Genomic DNA, 18678 nt, shown 5'->3' on the forward strand with positions numbered 1-18678 from the left:
ATAGATAATAGGGCTCACTTATTCGATTTCTTCGGTTTCTACACCTTCTATAGCTTGCTTGTACTTCTCATGGCAGGTTTTTAATGCAGATATGATAGCTTTCCTAGCTGAACCGTAATAGCTTTCGTTAAATATTTTCTCAATCGCTTCTACATTGTTAAGGTTTTCCCCGATAACAATATTCCTGAAAAAGTTCTTTGCCGTATTCGTCACTAGGGAACAGTCTCCCTCGAGGATCTCTCCGGTAGAACGATTGACCAAAAGCCCTACAGCTATGACGCTATACAACTCTGTAGCAGTAATTCCCTTTGGCAATTTGGCATACCCACTGATAAATATTTTTCTTGATGCCATAGCTACACCTCTTATGTATATATTATTCGACCTATTAAGTCAATTTCCTTCTTTATTCTTAAAAAAATTAATAAATTTTTAACATATTTTTTATATGCAGCTTTTTTATTGTTTATGCAACTCCGTTACTCTATTTGTGAGATTATTGTATCACTTAATAAATAATTTGTATAGTATTATTCTAATAGATCTCCATCCATTTTTGCATATTTTTTTCTCTCGGTTTCATATAAATTTGTTCCTTCACAGTCAATTACCACGATCATTGGAAAATCTTCTACCTCCAGCATGGTTACAGCTTCTGGTCCCAAATCCTCATAAGCTACTCCTTCCGCCTTTGTGATCGCATTAGCAATTAAAGCCCCTGCTCCCCCTATGGCAGCAAAGTATACAGAACAATGTTTCTTCATCGCTTCCACTACCTTCTGACTTCTTGTACCTTTTCCGATCATTCCTCTCAATCCTCTCTCCAGCAGCGGCACAGTCAGATCATCCATTCTTCCGCTGGTGGTAGGTCCCGCAGATCCAATTACTTGCCCAGGCTTTGCCGGTGAAGGACCTACATAGTAGATGACAGAATTCCTTATTTCAAAAGGCAAGGGTTCTCCCCTATCTAAAGCTGCAATAATTCGTTGGTGGGCAGCGTCTCTTCCTGTATAAATTGTCCCTGACAAATAAACCGTATCTCCAGCTTTTAACTTTCTTACTTCCTCTTCCGTTAGCGGGGTATGTATTTTTCTAGTAGCCATTCATACAAAACTCCTTTCTGAAGCCTTCGTTTAAAGAAAGGTATATCCTAGGTCTTAAAGTGTTACTTCAACATGTCGGGCTGCATGACAGTTAATGTTGACTGCCACAGGCAAGCCCGCGATATGGGTTGGGAAAGCCTCTACATGAACCGCCAGCGCAGTAGTATTTCCCCCTAATCCCTGGGGACCAATTCCAAGATTATTCACTTTCTGGAGAAGCTTTTTCTCTAAAGCCTGATAGTATTCGTTCTCATTGCTGCTGCCGATTTCTCTTGTTAATGCTCTCTTCGCCAGCAACGCAGCCTTTTCCATCGTTCCTCCGATTCCCACACCCACAACAATGGGAGGACAAGGATTGGGTCCAGCCTTGAATACTGTTTCTTCTACAAAAGCCAGCACACCTTTTTCTCCATCGGAAGGATTCAACATTTTAATCGCGCTCATATTTTCACTTCCAAATCCCTTTGGTGCAAAGATTATCTTTATCTGGTTTCCAGGAACAATATCATAATGAATGATCGCAGGCGTGTTATCACCGCTATTTTTTCGCTGTAAGGGATCTAACACAACAGATTTTCTAAGATAACCCTCTCGATAACCTCTCCTGACACCCTCATTAATGGCCTCTGTCAAATTCCCTCCTGTAAACTGAATTTCTTGCCCTACTTCTATAAAGAAAACTGCCATACCCGTGTCCTGGCAAATAGGCATGTCCTGTTCTACAGCAATTTCAGCATTTCGCAGTAGCTTTTCCATTATTTCCCTTCCGATAGGTGAATTCTCTTTTTCTATACTCTCCTTCAGTGCTTTGACTACGTCCATTCCCAATTGAATATTCGCCTGAATACACATTTTTTCCACTGCATCGATGATTACTTTTACATCCATCAATCGCATGAAATTTTCACCTCACCCTGCACGAATCAATATTTGGTCTAATATCTCATATGTTTTAAAGAAACAGATCCATAGGCGTCAGCCTAACCTGTAATTTTCCATCCTCAGCAAAGTAAAGCAAAGTCGTAGGAGCTTTGACCTGGGCAATTATATCCTAACCGCCATAAGTAATCTATCTTATATCTGTAACAAGATTCTTTGTTAGTACCCAGAACTTCCACGATTTAAAGGTTTATCCGGGAGTATTTAGATTAAGTTGCTGCCTATGGAGCCGCTCCGTCTGTCTGCCTCTTTTCAGGACAACACATGAACTGTCCTCTAAATAATATACTGCTTTCAAATCTTTTTCCCACCGCAATGCATCTTGTGATATTTCCCGGGAAATTTAGGCAAGTTTCTATCTTGTTCCACATTTTTTGACGACAATTTACTTTTTCCCCTTGGCATCTGCTGCTTGTATAAATTTATCCACCTGAATAATATACCGGCTATGATAGCCTTCTCCAATTTTATCCTTTTCATCAAAAGCTTCAATTTTAAATTTCAGCCTTTTCCCCTCTACTTCTATTAGTTCAGCTTCTGCTCTTACCTGCATGCCCACAGGTGTAGCCGCTAAATGCCTTACATCCAGGTGGGTTCCTACTGTTGCAAACCCTTCGGGCAAATAAGGATCTACCGCCTTTAAAGATGCATTTTCCATCAGACCGATCATCATAGGGGTTGCATATACGAGAACCATCCCGCTGCCAAAGCTTGCCGCTGTATCTTTCTCCCCGACCAGGTGCTCCACCATGGCTTTCATACCTACTTTTAAATTGAACTCCAAATTCATCTCCTCCAATCATATATTCATTTTTAATAGGATGCTTTTGCTGCACGACATAGGAAGAATACGACGTAAGGCGGAACCCCGGGGGCGTGGTTCCCTACCATTGAAATATGTCATTCATGCGTAGTGGCGGGTTTCCATGCCCGCCATTGGGTTTTCAACCAGGTTGGTCACGGAGACCCAACCCTACTTTATCATCCTCATAAAGCTGTCACCCTGAGGGGAGCGAACGGGTCTAGAATTTTAAAGGTCAGATCCTTCACTCCGTTCAGGATGACAAATCATAAAGCGGGTTGCAGGAATCTTGCTGCCCGGGTGGACAGGGTCCTCCACCCCTACAACCTAATTCCAATACATATTTGGACGGGCGCACACTGTGCGCCCCTACATCCCTCACTATCATAGAGATGTCATCCTGAACGCAGTGAAGGATCTTTGGTTTCTGTTTTAAAGATCCTTCGTTTCACTCAGGATGACAACCATATAGAACCGTACTATGACGCATTTATCTACAATTGTGCCTGTTCATATTTTTTACTGCCCAACCCTATCTAATACTTTCTGCCCTAGTTCATGTATCCAGATTAATAAAACCCTCACTTTTTACATGAGTAGTACGGGCTTATATTTCATTTATTCACCTTAACATTTTAAAATAGATTTTTGCGGCAATAGATCCTTTTACACCCGGAGTCACAGCGATATGTACTACCGATAATTTTATTACAGATTCGAAAAAAGTGGTACAATTTTGTACCACTTTCTTAAAATTCTATTCTTCCTTTTGACCATCCTCATCATTGCCAAATAACTTTTCAAAGTCCTCTGCATCAAGAGTTTCTACTTCTAATAAGGTATTGGCCACTAAATGAAGCTTATCAATATTTTCTTTCAGAATATTTTCTGTTGTTGCATAGGCCTTTTCAATGATAACCCTTACTTCCTTGTCAATGGCCGACGCGATTTCTTCAGAATAATTTCTCTTTGTAGAGAAATCTCTGCCTAAGAATACTTCATCCTCAGAGCTATAGTTAATCGGTCCGATGTTTTCGCTCATACCATATTTAGTCACCATGGCTCTGGCGATATTTGTTGCACGCTCTAAATCATTGCTTGCACCTGTACTGATATCATCCAGAACAAGTTTTTCCGCAACTCTTCCGCCCAGCAGGTGTACAATTTGCTCTTCCATTTCTGTCTTTGTAGCATAGTACTTGTCTTCCTTAGGCAAGATCATGGTAAAACCGCCAGCTCTTCCCCGTGGGATAATTGTTACCTGATGCACAGGATCTGTATTCGGCAGCATTCTTGCTACTACCGCATGGCCGGCTTCATGGTAAGCTGTGAGCTTTTTATCCTTTTCACTGATCACTCGACTTCGCTTCGCTGGTCCTGCAATCACTTTTGTAATGGCTTCCTCGATAGTATGCATATCAATCTTCTTGCTATTGTGTCTCGCAGAAAGCAGTGCAGCTTCATTCATTAGATTTTCGATATCTGCTGGTGTAAAGCCCGGTGTTCTTCGTGCTAACACTTGAAGATCCACATCTTCTGCCAGTGGTTTATTTCTAGCATGAACCTTTAGGATTGCCTCACGTCCTTTGACATCGGGCACGCCTACCACTACCTGTCGATCAAATCGGCCCGGTCTCAGAAGAGCTGGGTCCAGAATGTCAGGTCTGTTGGTGGCAGCAATGATAATAATTCCTTCATTGACACCAAATCCATCCATCTCTACCAACAGTTGATTTAAGGTCTGTTCGCGCTCATCGTGACCTCCGCCAAGACCGGCACCCCGTTTTCTTCCCACTGCATCAATCTCATCGATAAATATGATACAAGGTGAGCTTTTCTTTGCCTGCTCAAAAAGATCCCTTACGCGGGAAGCTCCTACCCCTACAAACATCTCTACAAAGTCAGAACCACTGATACTGAAGAATGGAACTCCAGCTTCTCCGGCAACAGCCCTTGTAAGATAGGTTTTTCCGGTTCCAGGAGGTCCTACCATTAAGATTCCTTTTGGAATTCTTGCTCCCAGTTCGATGTATTTTCTTGGGTTTTTTAAGAAATCTACAATTTCCTGTAGTTCTTCCTTCTCTTCATCCAAACCGGCTACATCTTCAAAGGTAACACGCTTTCTCTCATCTTCCTTATGCAGCTTCGCCCTGCTCTTTCCAAAGGACATCACACGGCTGCCTCCGCCCTGAGACTGCTGCATAAATACAAACCAGAATACTACGAAAATCAAAATCATAAATATTGAAGGCAATATATCAAAAAACCAGGGTGTCTTCGCTGGAGGTTCTCCATCAAGCTTCAAAGCACCCTTTTCCATTTGTGGATAAATATATTTTTCCATCAACAACGGAGAAATGACCATAGGAGGTATATATGTTTCAAAGGTTTGCTCGCTAGTTCTGAGCCTGCCTCGAATCGTATTTTCCACAACATAGATTTCTCTTACATTTTCTTTCTGCAGCTCTTGTATAAATTCTGAAAAGCCAAGGGTTACCTTGTCTTGAGTAGGTTTCCCATAGAATTGTACGATGGCTACAATAATGATAAATATTAGTATATAGAAGCTAGCTCCCCTAAAGAATTTCTTCAACAAAAGCCCTCCTTTCAGTGACAAAAATTGGCTTATACCTGGCGTCTTTTTATTCTATCATATTTTTTTAAGGAAAACAATAAATTAAAAGTACAGGTGCTGACAGCTAAATTTCAATCAAAAACATCAATATTTGGGACAGCAGCTGATTCTTAGAACCCGTTTTGTGTCCTTATCTACTTTGTACCGCTCACTCATACGATAACCAACTACCCACATGATTCCTCCTTGGTCACAAATCAAAGGAATCTGATCCCTCTTTTCTCTCGAGACTTTTTCATCTATCATGAATTCCTTCAGCTTTTTTGTCCCCCTAATTCCAAGAGGTGCAAATTTGTCCCCCTCTTTTCTATTCCTAACAATCATATCCCCATGGACCTTGTCCAAATCAAAGTACTGAACCATAGACCCTCCCTTCAGAGAGTCTTTAAATCCACGGGGCAATTCCTCCGCTAAAAAAACCATATTTAACTTCTCTATTTCAATATTTTCTCCAATTTTCAGAGGATACTCAAATAAATCCTTATTTTTATGATTTTTTTTTCTTCGAAAGCAAAGCTTCCCATAATCCCTTAATACGTTTATTTCATTAGGCAAATCCAAAGTGCTGCCTGACTTGCCCTGATCCATAAGCTCTATCAATTGTTCCACATGTACGGCACCTATGTTTTTGATGGTTCCATCCAATTGTAGTATCGCTTCTCTTAGCACCCGCTTCTGCAAGGCCGGATGATTATCCTGCAGCGGTCCTGTAAGAATATGTATTTCATCCCCTGCTTTCAAAGCGATCTGTTTGTAAAGACCTTTACTCGCTGATAAAATAAAGTCCGTATCCTCTCGCATTAGTTTTGCAGTTCGGGATAGGGTTTCCTTGATTCCCGGATTGAAGTACTTTTCAATATAGGGGATTAATTCTAACCGAATTCGATTTCTCGTATAGATCGATTGGAAATTCGTTTGATCGATTCTTGGCTGCAATTGATATTTTTGGCAATAATCTTCTATTTCCTTGCGACTGATATTTAATAGAGGCCGGATAATATGTTCTCCTCTCTTATAATCCATTGCACCGAGGCCTTCTATCCCTGCCCCCCGCATTAAGCGCATTAGAACGGTTTCTGCCTGATCATCCAGATTTTGAGCTACCGCTATACGCTGAGCTTGGTTCGTAGTAAGTACTTTTTCAAACAGCTGATACCTCCGTTCTCTTCCGCCCTCTTCGAAGCTGATCCCCTTCTCTTTGCTGTAAGCTTGTATATCCTCACGGAAGCAATAGCAAGGAATCCCGAACCGGCGGCAGAGCTCCTCCACATAGACGGCATCTTGATCCGCCGCTTCACCGCGAAACTGATGGTTTAAATGCACAGCATACAGCCGTAATTGATAATCCTCGCGAATCCTCCAAAACAAATGAAGCATTGTTACGGAATCTGGACCCCCGGATATACCTAATACAACACCCTGTTTTTTTTCAACCAGTTGGTTTTTCTCAATCGTTTCCAAAAACTTTTTCAACATATCCCTACTCCTGCTTTTTTGTTCTTGCTATTTATTTCTATTTAGATTAGGAAAAAACCTCTAACCTAATGATAATTTTCCAAAAGAAAACCATATAATCAATAGAAATAGAAAAATACTGCCTCCAAAAACAAGATTGATCCTTAAATCTTTTATGGAGATCCTATACCTATGATCGAAGGCCAGTTTTTGGTTATAGAGCTTTCTCAACTGCTTTAAATAGTGATTCATTGATACCTTCTTTTGGTATAAAACTTTTTCCATCAGCCGTAAAAACGGAGAAGGCAACCCTGCTTGTACCAGACCATCTCTGACCCTTTCTATTCCATGGCTTATGTTTGGCATTTTTTCTCCTAACAATAAAAAAGCAAAGAGCATATTTAAACTGAAAAGATCATAAGCCTCATCCGCCCTTCGAAGGCCCATGTTCCAACTGGCCCGATCATAAAGAGGCGTGAACTCCTTAATGCCCTTACCCATAGCTGTTACACCCCCCAAATCAATGATTCGTATGGAGCCTTTGACCTCGTCAAGCATCAGATTTTCAAGTTTTAAGTCGCCAAACACATATCCCCGCTGGTGAAACTTACTGAAGATGCCTCCGATGATTAGGATAATTCCTATGGCTGTTTGTATAGAAATCTTTCTACTCCTTATATACTTTTTCAAATCACAACCTTGTATGTACTCCATTGAGAAAAAATGCATTTTTTCCTCATTCTGCACCCAATCGTCCAGTTCTCCAACAGCAGGGATTGCATCCAATTGTTGAAAATCACGAAGCTTTTCATATTCCTTTGTGATACTTTGCATATCATTGCTGATTTTTAGTGCACAGACAGTGCCAGAATCCAAATCTACAACCCGATATACTGCTCCAATCCCTCCTTCTCCCAACTTTGATAGTATTTTATAATGCCTTTGGTTCCACTTTCCCACAATGATATTCCCAAGCCCCAAATCACATTTTCCCATATTGCTTCCCCCAATATATTCATCCCAGAACAAAACGGCTTATTCAGCCGTTTTCATACCATACTCTCCTTCAATAGGGGTGTCTGACTCCAGTCATTTCCCAGGGATTTTTGTATATGCTCTCCTTGTATCAGTTCCAATGCTTCTTTAATAGCAGGAGCTGTAGGTGTTGTTCCCCCAGTCTTTAAGGTAAGAACACTTCTCTTGATTTGATCTAAGTCCTCTGTAAAAGATTGAACTACCCTGCAATAATCCCCGTTTTCTCCTGGATAGGCAATCACAGCAATTTCACTTTTTCCCCCTCTTCCCTTTAGGGAATTCATCAGCTCAATAATGCTTTGCCGTGCAGTTCCAATTTTGGGACCCATACTGCCGCTGCAATCCATCACAATGCAACATTTCAGTCCTATGGTTTCTCCCAGCTGATCCATGTACTCTATGATCTTATTTCTAGATCGCGGAGGAATCTCTTCCAGTTCATTTCCCAATATCTCTTTCAATTGCTTTCCTACAATGGTCTCAATGGTTTTATTCATGCTCTTCTGTGTTACCATATGCATCGTATGTCCTAAGTCTTGAATCATGGCAGTCTCTGATATGCCCTTTCCTGCTTGGGCAATTTCTTCCACCTCTTGGAGAAATTCATCGTCCATTTCCCTGGATGCCATAATTCCGATGGCATTGACCGTAATTCCTGCTCTTGCAGCTTGCATAGCAGCCTCTGACGGACTTCCGCCTATATTTGATTTTCCATCGGTCACCACAATGATTTGTTTAATCTCCGGTTTTTTCATAGGTATCCCCCCTGTACACTTTTATCCTGATTATTGTCTAGTTCTCCCAATTCTATACTCTTAGGCCTGTCCTTGTTTGTTCTATACAATATATGTTTGTATCCGGGGAAAAATACCAAATAAAAACAAGGCCCTTTAAAAGGCCCTACAGGGTGTTGACAAAGTAATGTTGCTCAATAAACCCCTCCTAAGCTTCCGAACAGAGACTTTAACGAGGTCACTTTTTTCAATGATCTATTTCAGAAAAAGTGGCCTTGTCACGGAGTCGAGAGGATATTAGGAGGGGTTTGTCATCAGGCTCAAGGACGTTTAAAAGCCCTATTTTGATTCCCATATTTTTGACACCAATACAGTCATATCATCTTCTACCCGGTTGCCGTATTTGCTGATAGCCAGATCTAAAAGCGCATCGGAAATAAACTGGGGATTCTTGCTGTCGAGACTTCGAAGGGCGGCTAGTATCCAGTTTTCTTTTTCATCCATATGCTTATCCGCATCCAATACTCCGTCGGAAAGCATCACAATGAGATCTCCGTTATTTAATCTTTTGCCGAAGCTTTCAATATCTACATTGTTTAGGATTCCCACGGGAAGTGAAGTAGATTTTATGATCTCTACCTCCCCGTTCGTTCTTTTAATAAAGCTGGGTGCTGCCCCAATTTTGATAAACTCTAATTTCCCACTGTAAAGATCAATCATAGATAAATCAATGGTAGAGAATATTTCTTCCGAGGATTTGGATACTAATATGGAGTTAATGGTGCGTATAGCCAGCTCTCGGTTAAAGCCTGCCTCCAGCAACTGTTCAAGCAATGTGATAGTGGTCAAGCTTTCCTTTGCTGCTTTTTCTCCCGAACCCATGCCATCGCTGAGGGCCACCATATACATGCCGTCTTTGAGATGGGTAAAGGAATAGTTATCTCCGCAGATATATCGATTGTCTTTAGACACACGAGATACACCGGTAGCTACTTTATATTTCTCTGCCTCTACCAGTTTAAAAAGACATCGGTTGCTGTCCTTTAAGCTAGTACATCGTTGATTTTGCCGTATCACTTCTCTTCCAATCACCCTGGATACCAAGGGAGCAATTTTGTCATCACACTGTTTTCTGTCATAGCAGGCCCTTCGTTCAATATCGATTTCAAATTTGCCGCTGCTCCGTTCCATAACGGTTACCCTGTCAATATCAAGTCCGGCCTTATCAAAGGCTATATAGATGGCATCCTCTATTTCTGTACGAAAGGCTATATCCTCGCTGATCTCAGTGATCAGTTCGTGGAAAATCTCAGATACTCCTCTAAACTGCTCCGCTAGCAGCTGTCTGTTTTCAAATAGCTTCCGTTCCCATTTATAATGAATCTTATATAGCTCAAAAATATCCCTGACAGCCTGAAGCAGAATCTCTATCCGTATGCACCTTCTCTTTAGGCTCTGAGGAATCCTATCCACCGTAATAGCTCCCGAAGCCTCGAGCTGAGAGATGAGGTCTACAATCCCGTTATAGGTATCGTAAAACCCATTCTTCCAACAACTCCTGCACATACCACACTGACTGCATATCTTATTGACCACCTGATCTACAATACTGGCTAACTCCTGCTGATCAATCATTCTTTCTTTTACAGACACTTGATCATAGGTACTGGCCAGTTCAGAAAAAGCATTGGCATATTCCTGCAACCGTTCATAATTCACCTGCCGCATCCTTTCACTATAGGATCTATCCCACTCTACAGCTCCCACGCCCCCATTTGTGAACCTTTCGATATATTGAATCACACCCTTAGGCATCATGAGAAAAAGAAAAATGGCTGCCAATATTTCTTCAAACTGTATGATTACTTCCGTAGAACCATTAATATAGAAAGTAAGAATTGCATTTCCTAATATAATCCCTACAGCAGACCCGAATTTGCCAAGATCCTTGAATATCCCTGCTAAAAGCCCTGAAAAACCGTATATACCAATCACCGTAGGTGTTCCAATGGTAGACATACTTGTAATAATTCCAATGGTGATCCCTACACTAGCTCCAATGCTTGCGCCTCCCAGATAGGCAAATATTAAAGTGAGCAGAATCCCTAATATATTTTTCAGTTCATAATTCCAAATCCCGATATTAGACAATCCGGTAACAGCAATAGCCGCCGATATGGCTATACAAATCAGTTCCTCATTGGATAATTTCTTCCGATTGGTACGTTGTACAACGATTGGCAAAGCATAGGACAAAATGTATACAAATACGAATACTACCGTAGATTCAAAACTGATCATAAACAGATCATAGGCATAGAAGCCGGAAAAAAATATATATGTCGCTCCTACCACAAACATGATTAAACCGGCAATGCTTGCAGTTCCCAAAGTGGATAGGGGTTTTTTCTCACGGCAATAACTGAAAATAACCCAGCACAACACCATAACACTGCCATATTTTACCCATTCACTTGCATGCTGTGCCGATAAAAGCCCGGCCATAATCAATAGTGACAAGTATCCGTAACCCTTTTCTCTTGAGATCATCGCAGCATAAAAAGCAATTCCAAAAGGGGCCAGTCCATCTAAAATACTTGCTCTTCCCAACAAAAGAGCCAACAGGATAATGACGATGGTATTCTTGTTAAGACCTGTGCCAAATACTCTTCTGTCATTCCATAAAAGTGTTTTTCCTTGCAAGCCTTTACTCTTTTTGCCTGTTACAATCTGGAATCTTTCGATCATAAAAAACACCACCTATTGTTATTCTTATGGAGATTATAACAACCGGCGAATAAAAGATTTGTCAGCTTACCTGTATTCTATAGAGTTTTTTTGTGACAAAGGATTTAAGGTTTTTACAAAATCCAGTGAATTTATCACGAAACCATCAAAGTTTTTTTCAGGAATAGACAATAGGATAGAAATATACCTGTTTCCTTGCCGATTCATGAAAAACCTTCTGAAAGATTATAGGAATGATCTTTAGAAATGACACATATACTTATTTTTATATATTTTCTCTCTTATGAATAAATATTTGAAAACTTAATATTGATGATCTCTGCCAGTTCATTGCCGGATTTAATCCGTCCCATAGCCTCTTCTTCCTTAGGAAGCTTTTTGGTCTGCAACCGTATAGTAAAAACTGTTCCTTCCTTTTCTTTGATCTTCACTTCCAAAATCCCTTCCATTTTTTCCACCAATGCCTTTACAAGGGATAATCCAATGCCCGTTCCTTCACTTTTTCTGGACAAAGAGCTGTCCAGCTGCACAAACCGATTAAAGATTGCATCTATCTGATCTGGTAGGATTCCAATTCCTCGATCCTGAACAGATATTTTTACATGCTTTCTTCCAACTTCGATCTTTACAGCAACTTTACTGTTCTCATGTGAAAACTTAAATCCATTGGACAAAAGATTTAAAAGGATTCTTTCGTACATATCCGTATTTATGGCTATTATATGACTTTCTTTAGTCGCTTTGAATGCCAGCTTAATTTGCTGTCTCCTTTCTGCCGCCTGGAGCACCCTTTCTAAAAAACAAAAACACAGTCTGCATCTAAACAGACTGTGTTTTTGTTTTGGCGACCCAGAAGGGGCTCGAACCCTCGACCTCCAGCGTGACAGGCTGGCATTCTAACCAACTGAACTACTGGGCCCTATTATGGTAGCGGCGAGTGGACTCGAACCACCGACCTTCCGGGTATGAACCGGACGCTCTAGCCAACTAAGCTACGCCGCCATTATTTAGTGACAAAATATATAATACAGCAGAAACAATACCTTGTCAATATACTATTTCTGGCATAGCTATATCTTTTACCACCCCGCTTTTTCGAATATCAATCCTTCCAGGTTGTCATATTCACTAATCCTTATGTTGTCCAGCCCCAGCTTCGTTAGAATTCTGTCTAGGATTGTAATACCTGCCAGTATCACATCTGCCCGTTTTGGATGCAGTCCCTGCATGCCCGTTCTTTCTTCAAGGGTACTGACTTTAACTTTTGTCCACAGCTCTTTCAGCTGTTGTTGGCTTACATCAAAATTGTGAATCTCATCCCGGTCATATACCTCCAGCTTTTTCACCATGGCCCCTACAGTCGTTGCCGTGCCTCCGATGCCAATGGCCCGGTCAATAGGGTATTTCTTCAAGCTTTCAAGAGTATCAGCAGCTACAAGATCAATGCCAGCCATCAGCCTTTCCATTTCTTCTTGGGTAATGGGATCTGTAGTGATATATTTCTCCGTCATCCGTACAGCCCCTAAATTTAAACTGACGGCCTGTTGTATTCCAGAGCTGCCGCCAAGGATGAGCTCTGTACTTCCTCCTCCAATATCAATCACAAGAATTCTTTCTTCAGGATCCTTAGATCCTTTTAATACACCAAGAAATCCAAGGTAAGCTTCTCTTTCTCCACTGATCACATCGATATCCACATTTGCTGCAGCCTTAACCCTATGTACAAAATCTTCACGATTTTCAGCATCACGAACAGCACTGGTAGCGATAATCTGAATATCCTGTATTCCTTCTTCCCGAATTCTTTCAGCAAATCTGACAATCGTCTGCATGCTCCTTTCCATAGCAGCCTCAGACAAAAGCCCGTTCTTATCCACATTTTCTCCAATGCGGGTAGTTTCCAGATCCTTATAGGATCTTGTAATCTTTCCTTTCTCTACGTATGCCACCAACAGTCTAATCGAATTGGTCCCGATATCTATAGCCCCATAAGCTTTCATGAGCTGCTCCTCCTTACAATAGAAATTATAAAACCGAGACAAAGGTCTCGGTTAGCGTCATCATATTTATTTTAAAATCTCTTTGCGAGTATTAAATCCATTGCCTTTTCTGTTGTCCTTGCCGTGCTTTTTTAATTGCTGCTGTTTCTCATCGCTATCCTTGAAAAATTTTGATAATTTGTCTTCGAAGGATAGTCCTGCGTCTACATTTTTCCTCTGCCACTCAGTCTGCACTGGCTGACTGCTTTTACTTGGTGGTTTTACTTGTGCTTGTCGGATAGAAAGACTAATTTTTCCATTTCCGTCAACGGATATTACTTTTACCTTAACTTTCTGCTGTTCTTTTAAATAATTATGAATATTTTTTACATAGTCATCTGCTACCTCAGAGATATGACATAGACCAGTTTTTCCTTCAGGTAATTGAATAAAAGCACCAAAGTTCGTAATGCCTGTCACAGTGCCCTCTATTACTTTTCCGATTTCAACGGGCATAAATTTAATCTTCCTCCTTTTATCTAATCACAACCCTAGCTATCACTAATTATAATGGATAACCTAAGGCCTGTCAATACAATCCCTGTATCTCCCAAAAGCTACTCATGCTTGGCCTTTTCCATATCAATATAAATAATTTCATTCGGCTTCACCATTTTTAGCTGTTCCCGAGCTACCTTCTCGACAAACTCCGGAGTATTAGACTGTTTAATCTCTTCCTCCAGCCGCAGCACTTCCTGCTTCAACGCTGCCACCTGCTGCTGTTTTTCTTTTTCCTGCTGTTGAAAAGCACGGAGCCTGATTTGCTGATTGCCAAAAACCCAAACCACATACAACATCGCAGAAAGGATAATCATATAAAAAAGACGGTTGCCTTTTAAAAGCTTTTTTCTTCCTTTTGTACCCATGATATCATCCCTCAAAAAATGACGTTGCATTATTATTCTATATTGAGAAATGAATTCCTGCTATTTTTTTTTAATCGCTGCCATTATGTTTCCTTTTACTCTTTTAAGGGCCGCTTTCGGTAACTGACGAAGACGTTGAAATGTTTTTGGGATCCAAGCAAATTTTCTTTTTACTGGAACTAGGACTTTTCTAAGACCTGTTCTCACCATTTTAATAGGATAGCATATTATTTTTACCATGCTGCCAATACTCTTATATATTATACGCAAAACTTTACGAATGGTTCTTATGACAATGCTGCTAAATGCCCAGCAATATAGGATCACTCCCAATGAAAATCCTAAAAAACTGAAAAAACGAAGCTGTCCTGAAGTACTAAACAATAGTACCGACATAGCTACACCTGCAATGATAACCCAAAAGAAGAAATCCTGAATTATTGTGGCGATTTTTCCCGGCTTAAAAATACCCCTAAAAATCCTATACAGATCATAGATAAAACCTATGAGCATACCGCCATAGGTCGCTGCAAGAAAGATATATATTTGCTCTAATACAAGATTCCCCACCTATTTCACCCCGAATTCTGCAGAATTTGATCTGACAGTCTTCAATATATGGAAAAAAATAACCGCCATGCGGTTATTTGAACATTCTGCCTAAAAAGCCTGCTCCTTTATTGCTCCCACTTTCCTTCTCCGTATACTGCATTGAATAGATGTGTCCGTTAACGACCACATTCCCGTCTTCCAAATTTAACCTGCTGATATCTAAATCTTTCCCCTTTATAATGAGTCCACCCTCAGTGGTTTCCAATAAGACCGTATTCTCGTTGAAGCTCGTCACATGTTCTACACCGGAAACACTCAGTTTCTCCCGGTTTTCCAGTATAATGCTTTGGCCTCTACTTTTGCCAGCTCTTCTCTCATCCACCAGCATTCACCTCTTTGCCAACAGTATTCTTATTCTAAGATATTCCTGTAGGCAAGTCTTTATGCCAGCTTTTTAACGTTAGAAATCCAGTCTGTTCATATTCATTGCCAAAGCTTGACTAGGTTGATATTTCTAAAATAATAATGAATAATTTCCTCTGCCACATATCCTCTTTTGGCCAATCCCAGGGCTCCCCATTGGGACATGCCTACTCCGTGTCCGAAACCTCTGCCCTGAATCAGTACGGAACTTCTTTTCACTTCAATTTGATCGATTAGGGTAGATCTCATTTTCTTCCCCCCAAGCTTCATCCGCAGTGCTGCTGCACCTACCTCAGCTTCTCCTATCTGCAGCATGGTAGCTCTTCCCGAAGGCCCTCTCTCAATGATCTCCATTCGTTTAATGATACCAGGATCCTTACCCAACTGTCTGCAGGCATCTCTTACCTCTTTTTTGCTAAAAGCAGCACGCCACAATCTGTATTCCGCCGGAGCTTCAAGAGCATCTTGGGAATCGACAACCTTTGTGTGCTCTGGTTCCTCTCCCCTCGTGCCAAAGCCTTCCCTGGCAAAGGCAGTTTTTCCGCCGCCATGGGCATGATACCAGGTTTTTGCATAGGTATTGCCATAAGCCGCTACCTGCCCCCTTGTTTCTTCTACGGCTCGAACAATATTTTCATTTATTGCCGCCTCATTCCATGCCTGAGCCTCTGTTATATCACTGGATATATCTGCCCCCGGATATTTAGTTTGTCTTGTCAGCAAAAAATCCATTGTGAAGGTTCTTGCAATGATTGCTTGGGCTTTCAATGCTTCTAAAGGCCAATTGTTAGGCATTTCACCCCCCAAGACTCCCTGGAGATAGGTTTCAAAGGGCAATTCAATAATTTCTCCCTGTTCTAAAACATATACACGAATAGAGGGTTCCACACCTTGCTGGTCCTCAAATATTTTAGGCAGCGGCAGTTGATGTGTTTCTTCGGGCAAATTTTCAATATCTATTTGATTTAAATCCTCAAAGTTCACTAGTATCATGACACATATGCATAAAAGCAGAAAAAATCCACCATGAATTTTCCATTCTTGCACTAACTCCACCCCTTTCCAGCCGACTTTCTATTTGCTATAGCTTTCCTCACGGAAGTGCCCCCTATGCAATTAGATCTATGCACCCGCTTGTAGTGCGTTCAGTTCACGGGAAAACAAAAATAGCACCTCTTCAGATGCTATTCGATCACTTTATACATTTCTCTAGAGCTGTCCTTTGTAACATGCTCTGAAAGATCTAATACTTCTACTTTCGTAGTCCTCGTTCCGAATTCTAAGGTGATAATATCTCCCAGGGCTACTTCCGTACCGGCCTTTGCTACTTTATCATTGATCAGTATTTTCCCCTGATCACAGGCTTCCTTTGCTAAGGTTCTTCTCTTGATCAAACGTGAGTTCTTTAAAAATTTATCAATCCTCATGGATTCATCTCTCCAACTTAAAAAAAGCAGCCCAGCTGCTTTTTTCATTTTATGGTTTTAAATTAAGCATTTACCATGTCTTTCAATGCTTTACCAGCTTTGAAAACAGGTGCTTTTGATGCTGGAATGTCGATTACTTGCTCAGGATTTCTTGGATTTCTTCCTTGTCTTGCTTTTCTTTCTCTAACGTCGAAAGTACCGAATCCAACTAATTGTACCTTGTCATCTTTTGCAAGAGCCTCTTCTACACTTTTCATAAATGCATTTAAAGCAGCCTCTGCATCTTTCTTTGTCAATCCTGACTTTTCTGCCATGCTCGCAACTAATTCAGCTTTATTCACACTCATAACCTCCTTATGGATTTAGAATACGTATAGCATATTCTATCTTTTCTTGTAAATTCCTTCTTTTTACTAGTATTTTTTATCATTTTTTTTATTTTTATGTATTTTTGCCATATTCCACATAGAATCCAACTCTTGCAAAGTCATATCTTCCAGATTCTTTCCATTTTTCCGTGCCATTTCCTCAATGTACGCAAATCTTTGAATAAATTTCTCCGTAGTTCCCTTCAAAGCCAGCTCAGGATTGACTTTTAAGAATCTCGCCACATTTACTACAGCGAAAAGCAAATCGCCGAGTTCCTCCGTTATTTTGTCTGTTTCTGACGTATTATATACTTCCAGCAGCTCCTGCAATTCTTCCTGTATCTTTTCAATGGCATCCTCTACATGATGCCAATCAAACCCTACATCGGCTGCTTTTCCCTGCACCTTATAGCTTCGCATCAGTGCAGGTAGCTGTTTGGGCACTCTTTTTAAACCTTCTGTATGGCTCTTCTCATCCTTCTCTTTCCGTTTCATCTCCTCCCAATTCTGTAATGCGGCTGTATCAGTATTTACACGGTAGGAGCCGAATACATGCGGATGTCTGTACACCAGCTTTTTGCAGATTCCCGTCAAAACATCTATCATGCTAAAATGACCTGACTCCTCTGCAATGCGTGCATGAAACACAATCTGCAGAAGCAAATCCCCCAGTTCTTCTACCATTAAATCTGAGTCTTCTTTCTCGATGGCTTCCAATACTTCGTAGGCTTCCTCAATCAAATACTGCTTTAGACTTTCATGGGTCTGCTTGCGATCCCAGGGACAGCCGTCTTTATTTCTTAATTTTGCCATAATATGAATCAAATTATTCATGGTATAGTATTTTTCTGCATTTTCTCCTAATTTAGGGATATATACACTGGTTAAATAATCTATCCAATCAAAATGATCCATCTCATGGAGTCTGCAGTATTCTATATGTTCTATCTTCGGAATACCAGCTCCTCTTATGATGGTAATCGGCGTTTCATCAGGATAATAGTTCATTAAATTTAGCTTAATACCAGAAGCCACCGCTCTGCTATACACCTGCGTAATCAAAACATCCTCATCAGAGTTTGGAATCTGACTGTCTAGCTGCAGTCCGTCCACAATCTGCAAGCCTTGAACCGGATCCTTTTTCAGGGCGTTGAGCACAGCTTCAATAAAGCTGATTCCAGGAACAAAATCTATGGCAGCACCCATTTCTTCTGCCCGCTGTATAAGCATCTGTACAGAATGCTCTGCCACAAAAGGACTCCCTGGCACGGCATAAATCAAGTCCCCCTCTTTAAGCATCTGAAAAATTCGATCAACGATTTTTCCGTAGACCTGATCAAAATCCGCCGCCTCTTCATAGAGATGATCAAAGCTCTCCATCTGAATGCCCATTGCTTTTAAATCCTCAACAACAGGATGTTTTTGGGTCCTTAGCAGGATTTTTTTCCCTTCCTTAAGCCGGTTTAATGCTTTCGTTGTAATATAATCCATACTTCCAGGACCTAATCCTAATATGGTCAATTGATACTGCATCAAAATCACCTTCTTTTTT

General features: G+C 40.8%; 19 protein-coding genes and 2 tRNA genes. All 21 read right to left on the reverse strand.

Features of this window, described 5'->3' with window-relative positions:
• Positions 1-18 precede the first annotated feature (18 nt).
• The 21 genes from BUB56_RS04800 to yabN all read right to left on the reverse strand — a co-directional run bounded on the left by BUB56_RS04800 (position 19) and on the right by yabN (position 18659).
• A complete protein-coding gene (locus BUB56_RS04800) occupies positions 19-354 on the reverse strand; it encodes a DUF3870 domain-containing protein (protein WP_110940240.1) in 336 nt (111 codons plus the stop codon).
• A gap of 176 nt (positions 355-530) precedes the next feature.
• The gene (locus BUB56_RS04805) at positions 531-1103 is read right to left on the reverse strand and encodes a Fe-S-containing hydro-lyase (RefSeq protein ID WP_110940241.1); all 573 of its coding nucleotides are present in this window, start codon (positions 1101-1103) and stop codon (positions 531-533) included.
• 54 nt (positions 1104-1157) lie between these two features.
• On the reverse strand, positions 1158-2000 hold the full coding sequence (locus BUB56_RS04810; protein ID WP_110940242.1) for a fumarate hydratase: 843 nt from the start codon (positions 1998-2000) through the stop codon (positions 1158-1160).
• A gap of 427 nt (positions 2001-2427) precedes the next feature.
• The gene (locus BUB56_RS04815; protein ID WP_110940243.1) at positions 2428-2826 is read right to left on the reverse strand and encodes a thioesterase family protein; all 399 of its coding nucleotides are present in this window, start codon (positions 2824-2826) and stop codon (positions 2428-2430) included.
• A 775-nt stretch (positions 2827-3601) separates the two neighbouring features.
• The gene (ftsH, locus tag BUB56_RS04820) at positions 3602-5437 is read right to left on the reverse strand and encodes an ATP-dependent zinc metalloprotease FtsH (protein WP_110940244.1); all 1836 of its coding nucleotides are present in this window, start codon (positions 5435-5437) and stop codon (positions 3602-3604) included.
• Positions 5438-5563: 126 nt separating this feature from the next.
• Positions 5564-6955 carry a tRNA lysidine(34) synthetase TilS gene (gene tilS / locus BUB56_RS04825; protein WP_110940245.1) on the reverse strand — a complete coding sequence of 464 codons (1392 nt, stop codon included), beginning with the start codon at positions 6953-6955 and terminating at the stop codon, positions 5564-5566.
• A gap of 60 nt (positions 6956-7015) precedes the next feature.
• On the reverse strand, positions 7016-7930 hold the full coding sequence (locus BUB56_RS04830) for a serine/threonine protein kinase (protein ID WP_110940246.1): 915 nt from the start codon (positions 7928-7930) through the stop codon (positions 7016-7018).
• 53 nt (positions 7931-7983) lie between these two features.
• On the reverse strand, positions 7984-8724 hold the full coding sequence (locus tag BUB56_RS04835; protein ID WP_110940247.1) for a vWA domain-containing protein: 741 nt from the start codon (positions 8722-8724) through the stop codon (positions 7984-7986).
• Positions 8725-9042: 318 nt separating this feature from the next.
• Positions 9043-11451: a stage II sporulation protein E gene (gene spoIIE, locus BUB56_RS04840; protein WP_110940248.1), complete on the reverse strand. Its 2409-nt coding sequence runs from the start codon at positions 11449-11451 to the stop codon at positions 9043-9045.
• Positions 11452-11732: 281 nt separating this feature from the next.
• Positions 11733-12152 carry a sensor histidine kinase gene (locus BUB56_RS04845; protein WP_190014210.1) on the reverse strand — a complete coding sequence of 140 codons (420 nt, stop codon included), beginning with the start codon at positions 12150-12152 and terminating at the stop codon, positions 11733-11735.
• Positions 12153-12293: 141 nt separating this feature from the next.
• Positions 12294-12370, reverse strand: a tRNA-Asp gene (locus BUB56_RS04850).
• A 6-nt stretch (positions 12371-12376) separates the two neighbouring features.
• Positions 12377-12453, reverse strand: a tRNA-Met gene (locus tag BUB56_RS04855).
• A 77-nt stretch (positions 12454-12530) separates the two neighbouring features.
• A complete protein-coding gene (locus tag BUB56_RS04860) occupies positions 12531-13451 on the reverse strand; it encodes a Ppx/GppA phosphatase family protein (protein ID WP_110940250.1) in 921 nt (306 codons plus the stop codon).
• A gap of 66 nt (positions 13452-13517) precedes the next feature.
• Positions 13518-13946, reverse strand: a complete 429-nt coding sequence (locus BUB56_RS04865) for a S1 domain-containing RNA-binding protein (RefSeq protein WP_110940251.1) — start codon at positions 13944-13946, stop codon at positions 13518-13520.
• A gap of 101 nt (positions 13947-14047) precedes the next feature.
• Positions 14048-14356 (reverse strand): FtsB family cell division protein, encoded by a 309-nt coding sequence (locus BUB56_RS04870; RefSeq protein ID WP_190014213.1) that lies wholly within the window; start codon positions 14354-14356, stop codon positions 14048-14050.
• Between the two features lie 60 nt (positions 14357-14416).
• Entirely contained in the window at positions 14417-14926 is a 510-nt protein-coding gene (yabQ, locus tag BUB56_RS04875; protein ID WP_110940253.1) for a spore cortex biosynthesis protein YabQ, read from the reverse strand.
• Positions 14927-14999: 73 nt separating this feature from the next.
• Positions 15000-15290, reverse strand: coding sequence for a sporulation protein YabP (gene yabP / locus BUB56_RS04880; protein ID WP_207650400.1), 291 nt, complete (start codon positions 15288-15290; stop codon positions 15000-15002).
• 101 nt (positions 15291-15391) lie between these two features.
• A complete protein-coding gene (locus tag BUB56_RS04885; RefSeq protein ID WP_110940254.1) occupies positions 15392-16378 on the reverse strand; it encodes a SpoIID/LytB domain-containing protein in 987 nt (328 codons plus the stop codon).
• A gap of 137 nt (positions 16379-16515) precedes the next feature.
• A complete protein-coding gene (locus BUB56_RS04890; RefSeq protein ID WP_110940255.1) occupies positions 16516-16758 on the reverse strand; it encodes an RNA-binding S4 domain-containing protein in 243 nt (80 codons plus the stop codon).
• A 62-nt stretch (positions 16759-16820) separates the two neighbouring features.
• Positions 16821-17099, reverse strand: a complete 279-nt coding sequence (locus tag BUB56_RS04895) for an HU family DNA-binding protein (RefSeq protein WP_110940256.1) — start codon at positions 17097-17099, stop codon at positions 16821-16823.
• Positions 17100-17171: 72 nt separating this feature from the next.
• The gene (yabN, locus tag BUB56_RS04900) at positions 17172-18659 is read right to left on the reverse strand and encodes a bifunctional methyltransferase/pyrophosphohydrolase YabN (protein WP_110940257.1); all 1488 of its coding nucleotides are present in this window, start codon (positions 18657-18659) and stop codon (positions 17172-17174) included.
• Positions 18660-18678: the final 19 nt, after the last annotated feature.

The sequence above is a fragment of the Geosporobacter subterraneus DSM 17957 genome (assembly GCF_900142145.1).
GTDB classification, from domain to species: Bacteria; Bacillota; Clostridia; order Peptostreptococcales; family Thermotaleaceae; genus Geosporobacter; species Geosporobacter subterraneus.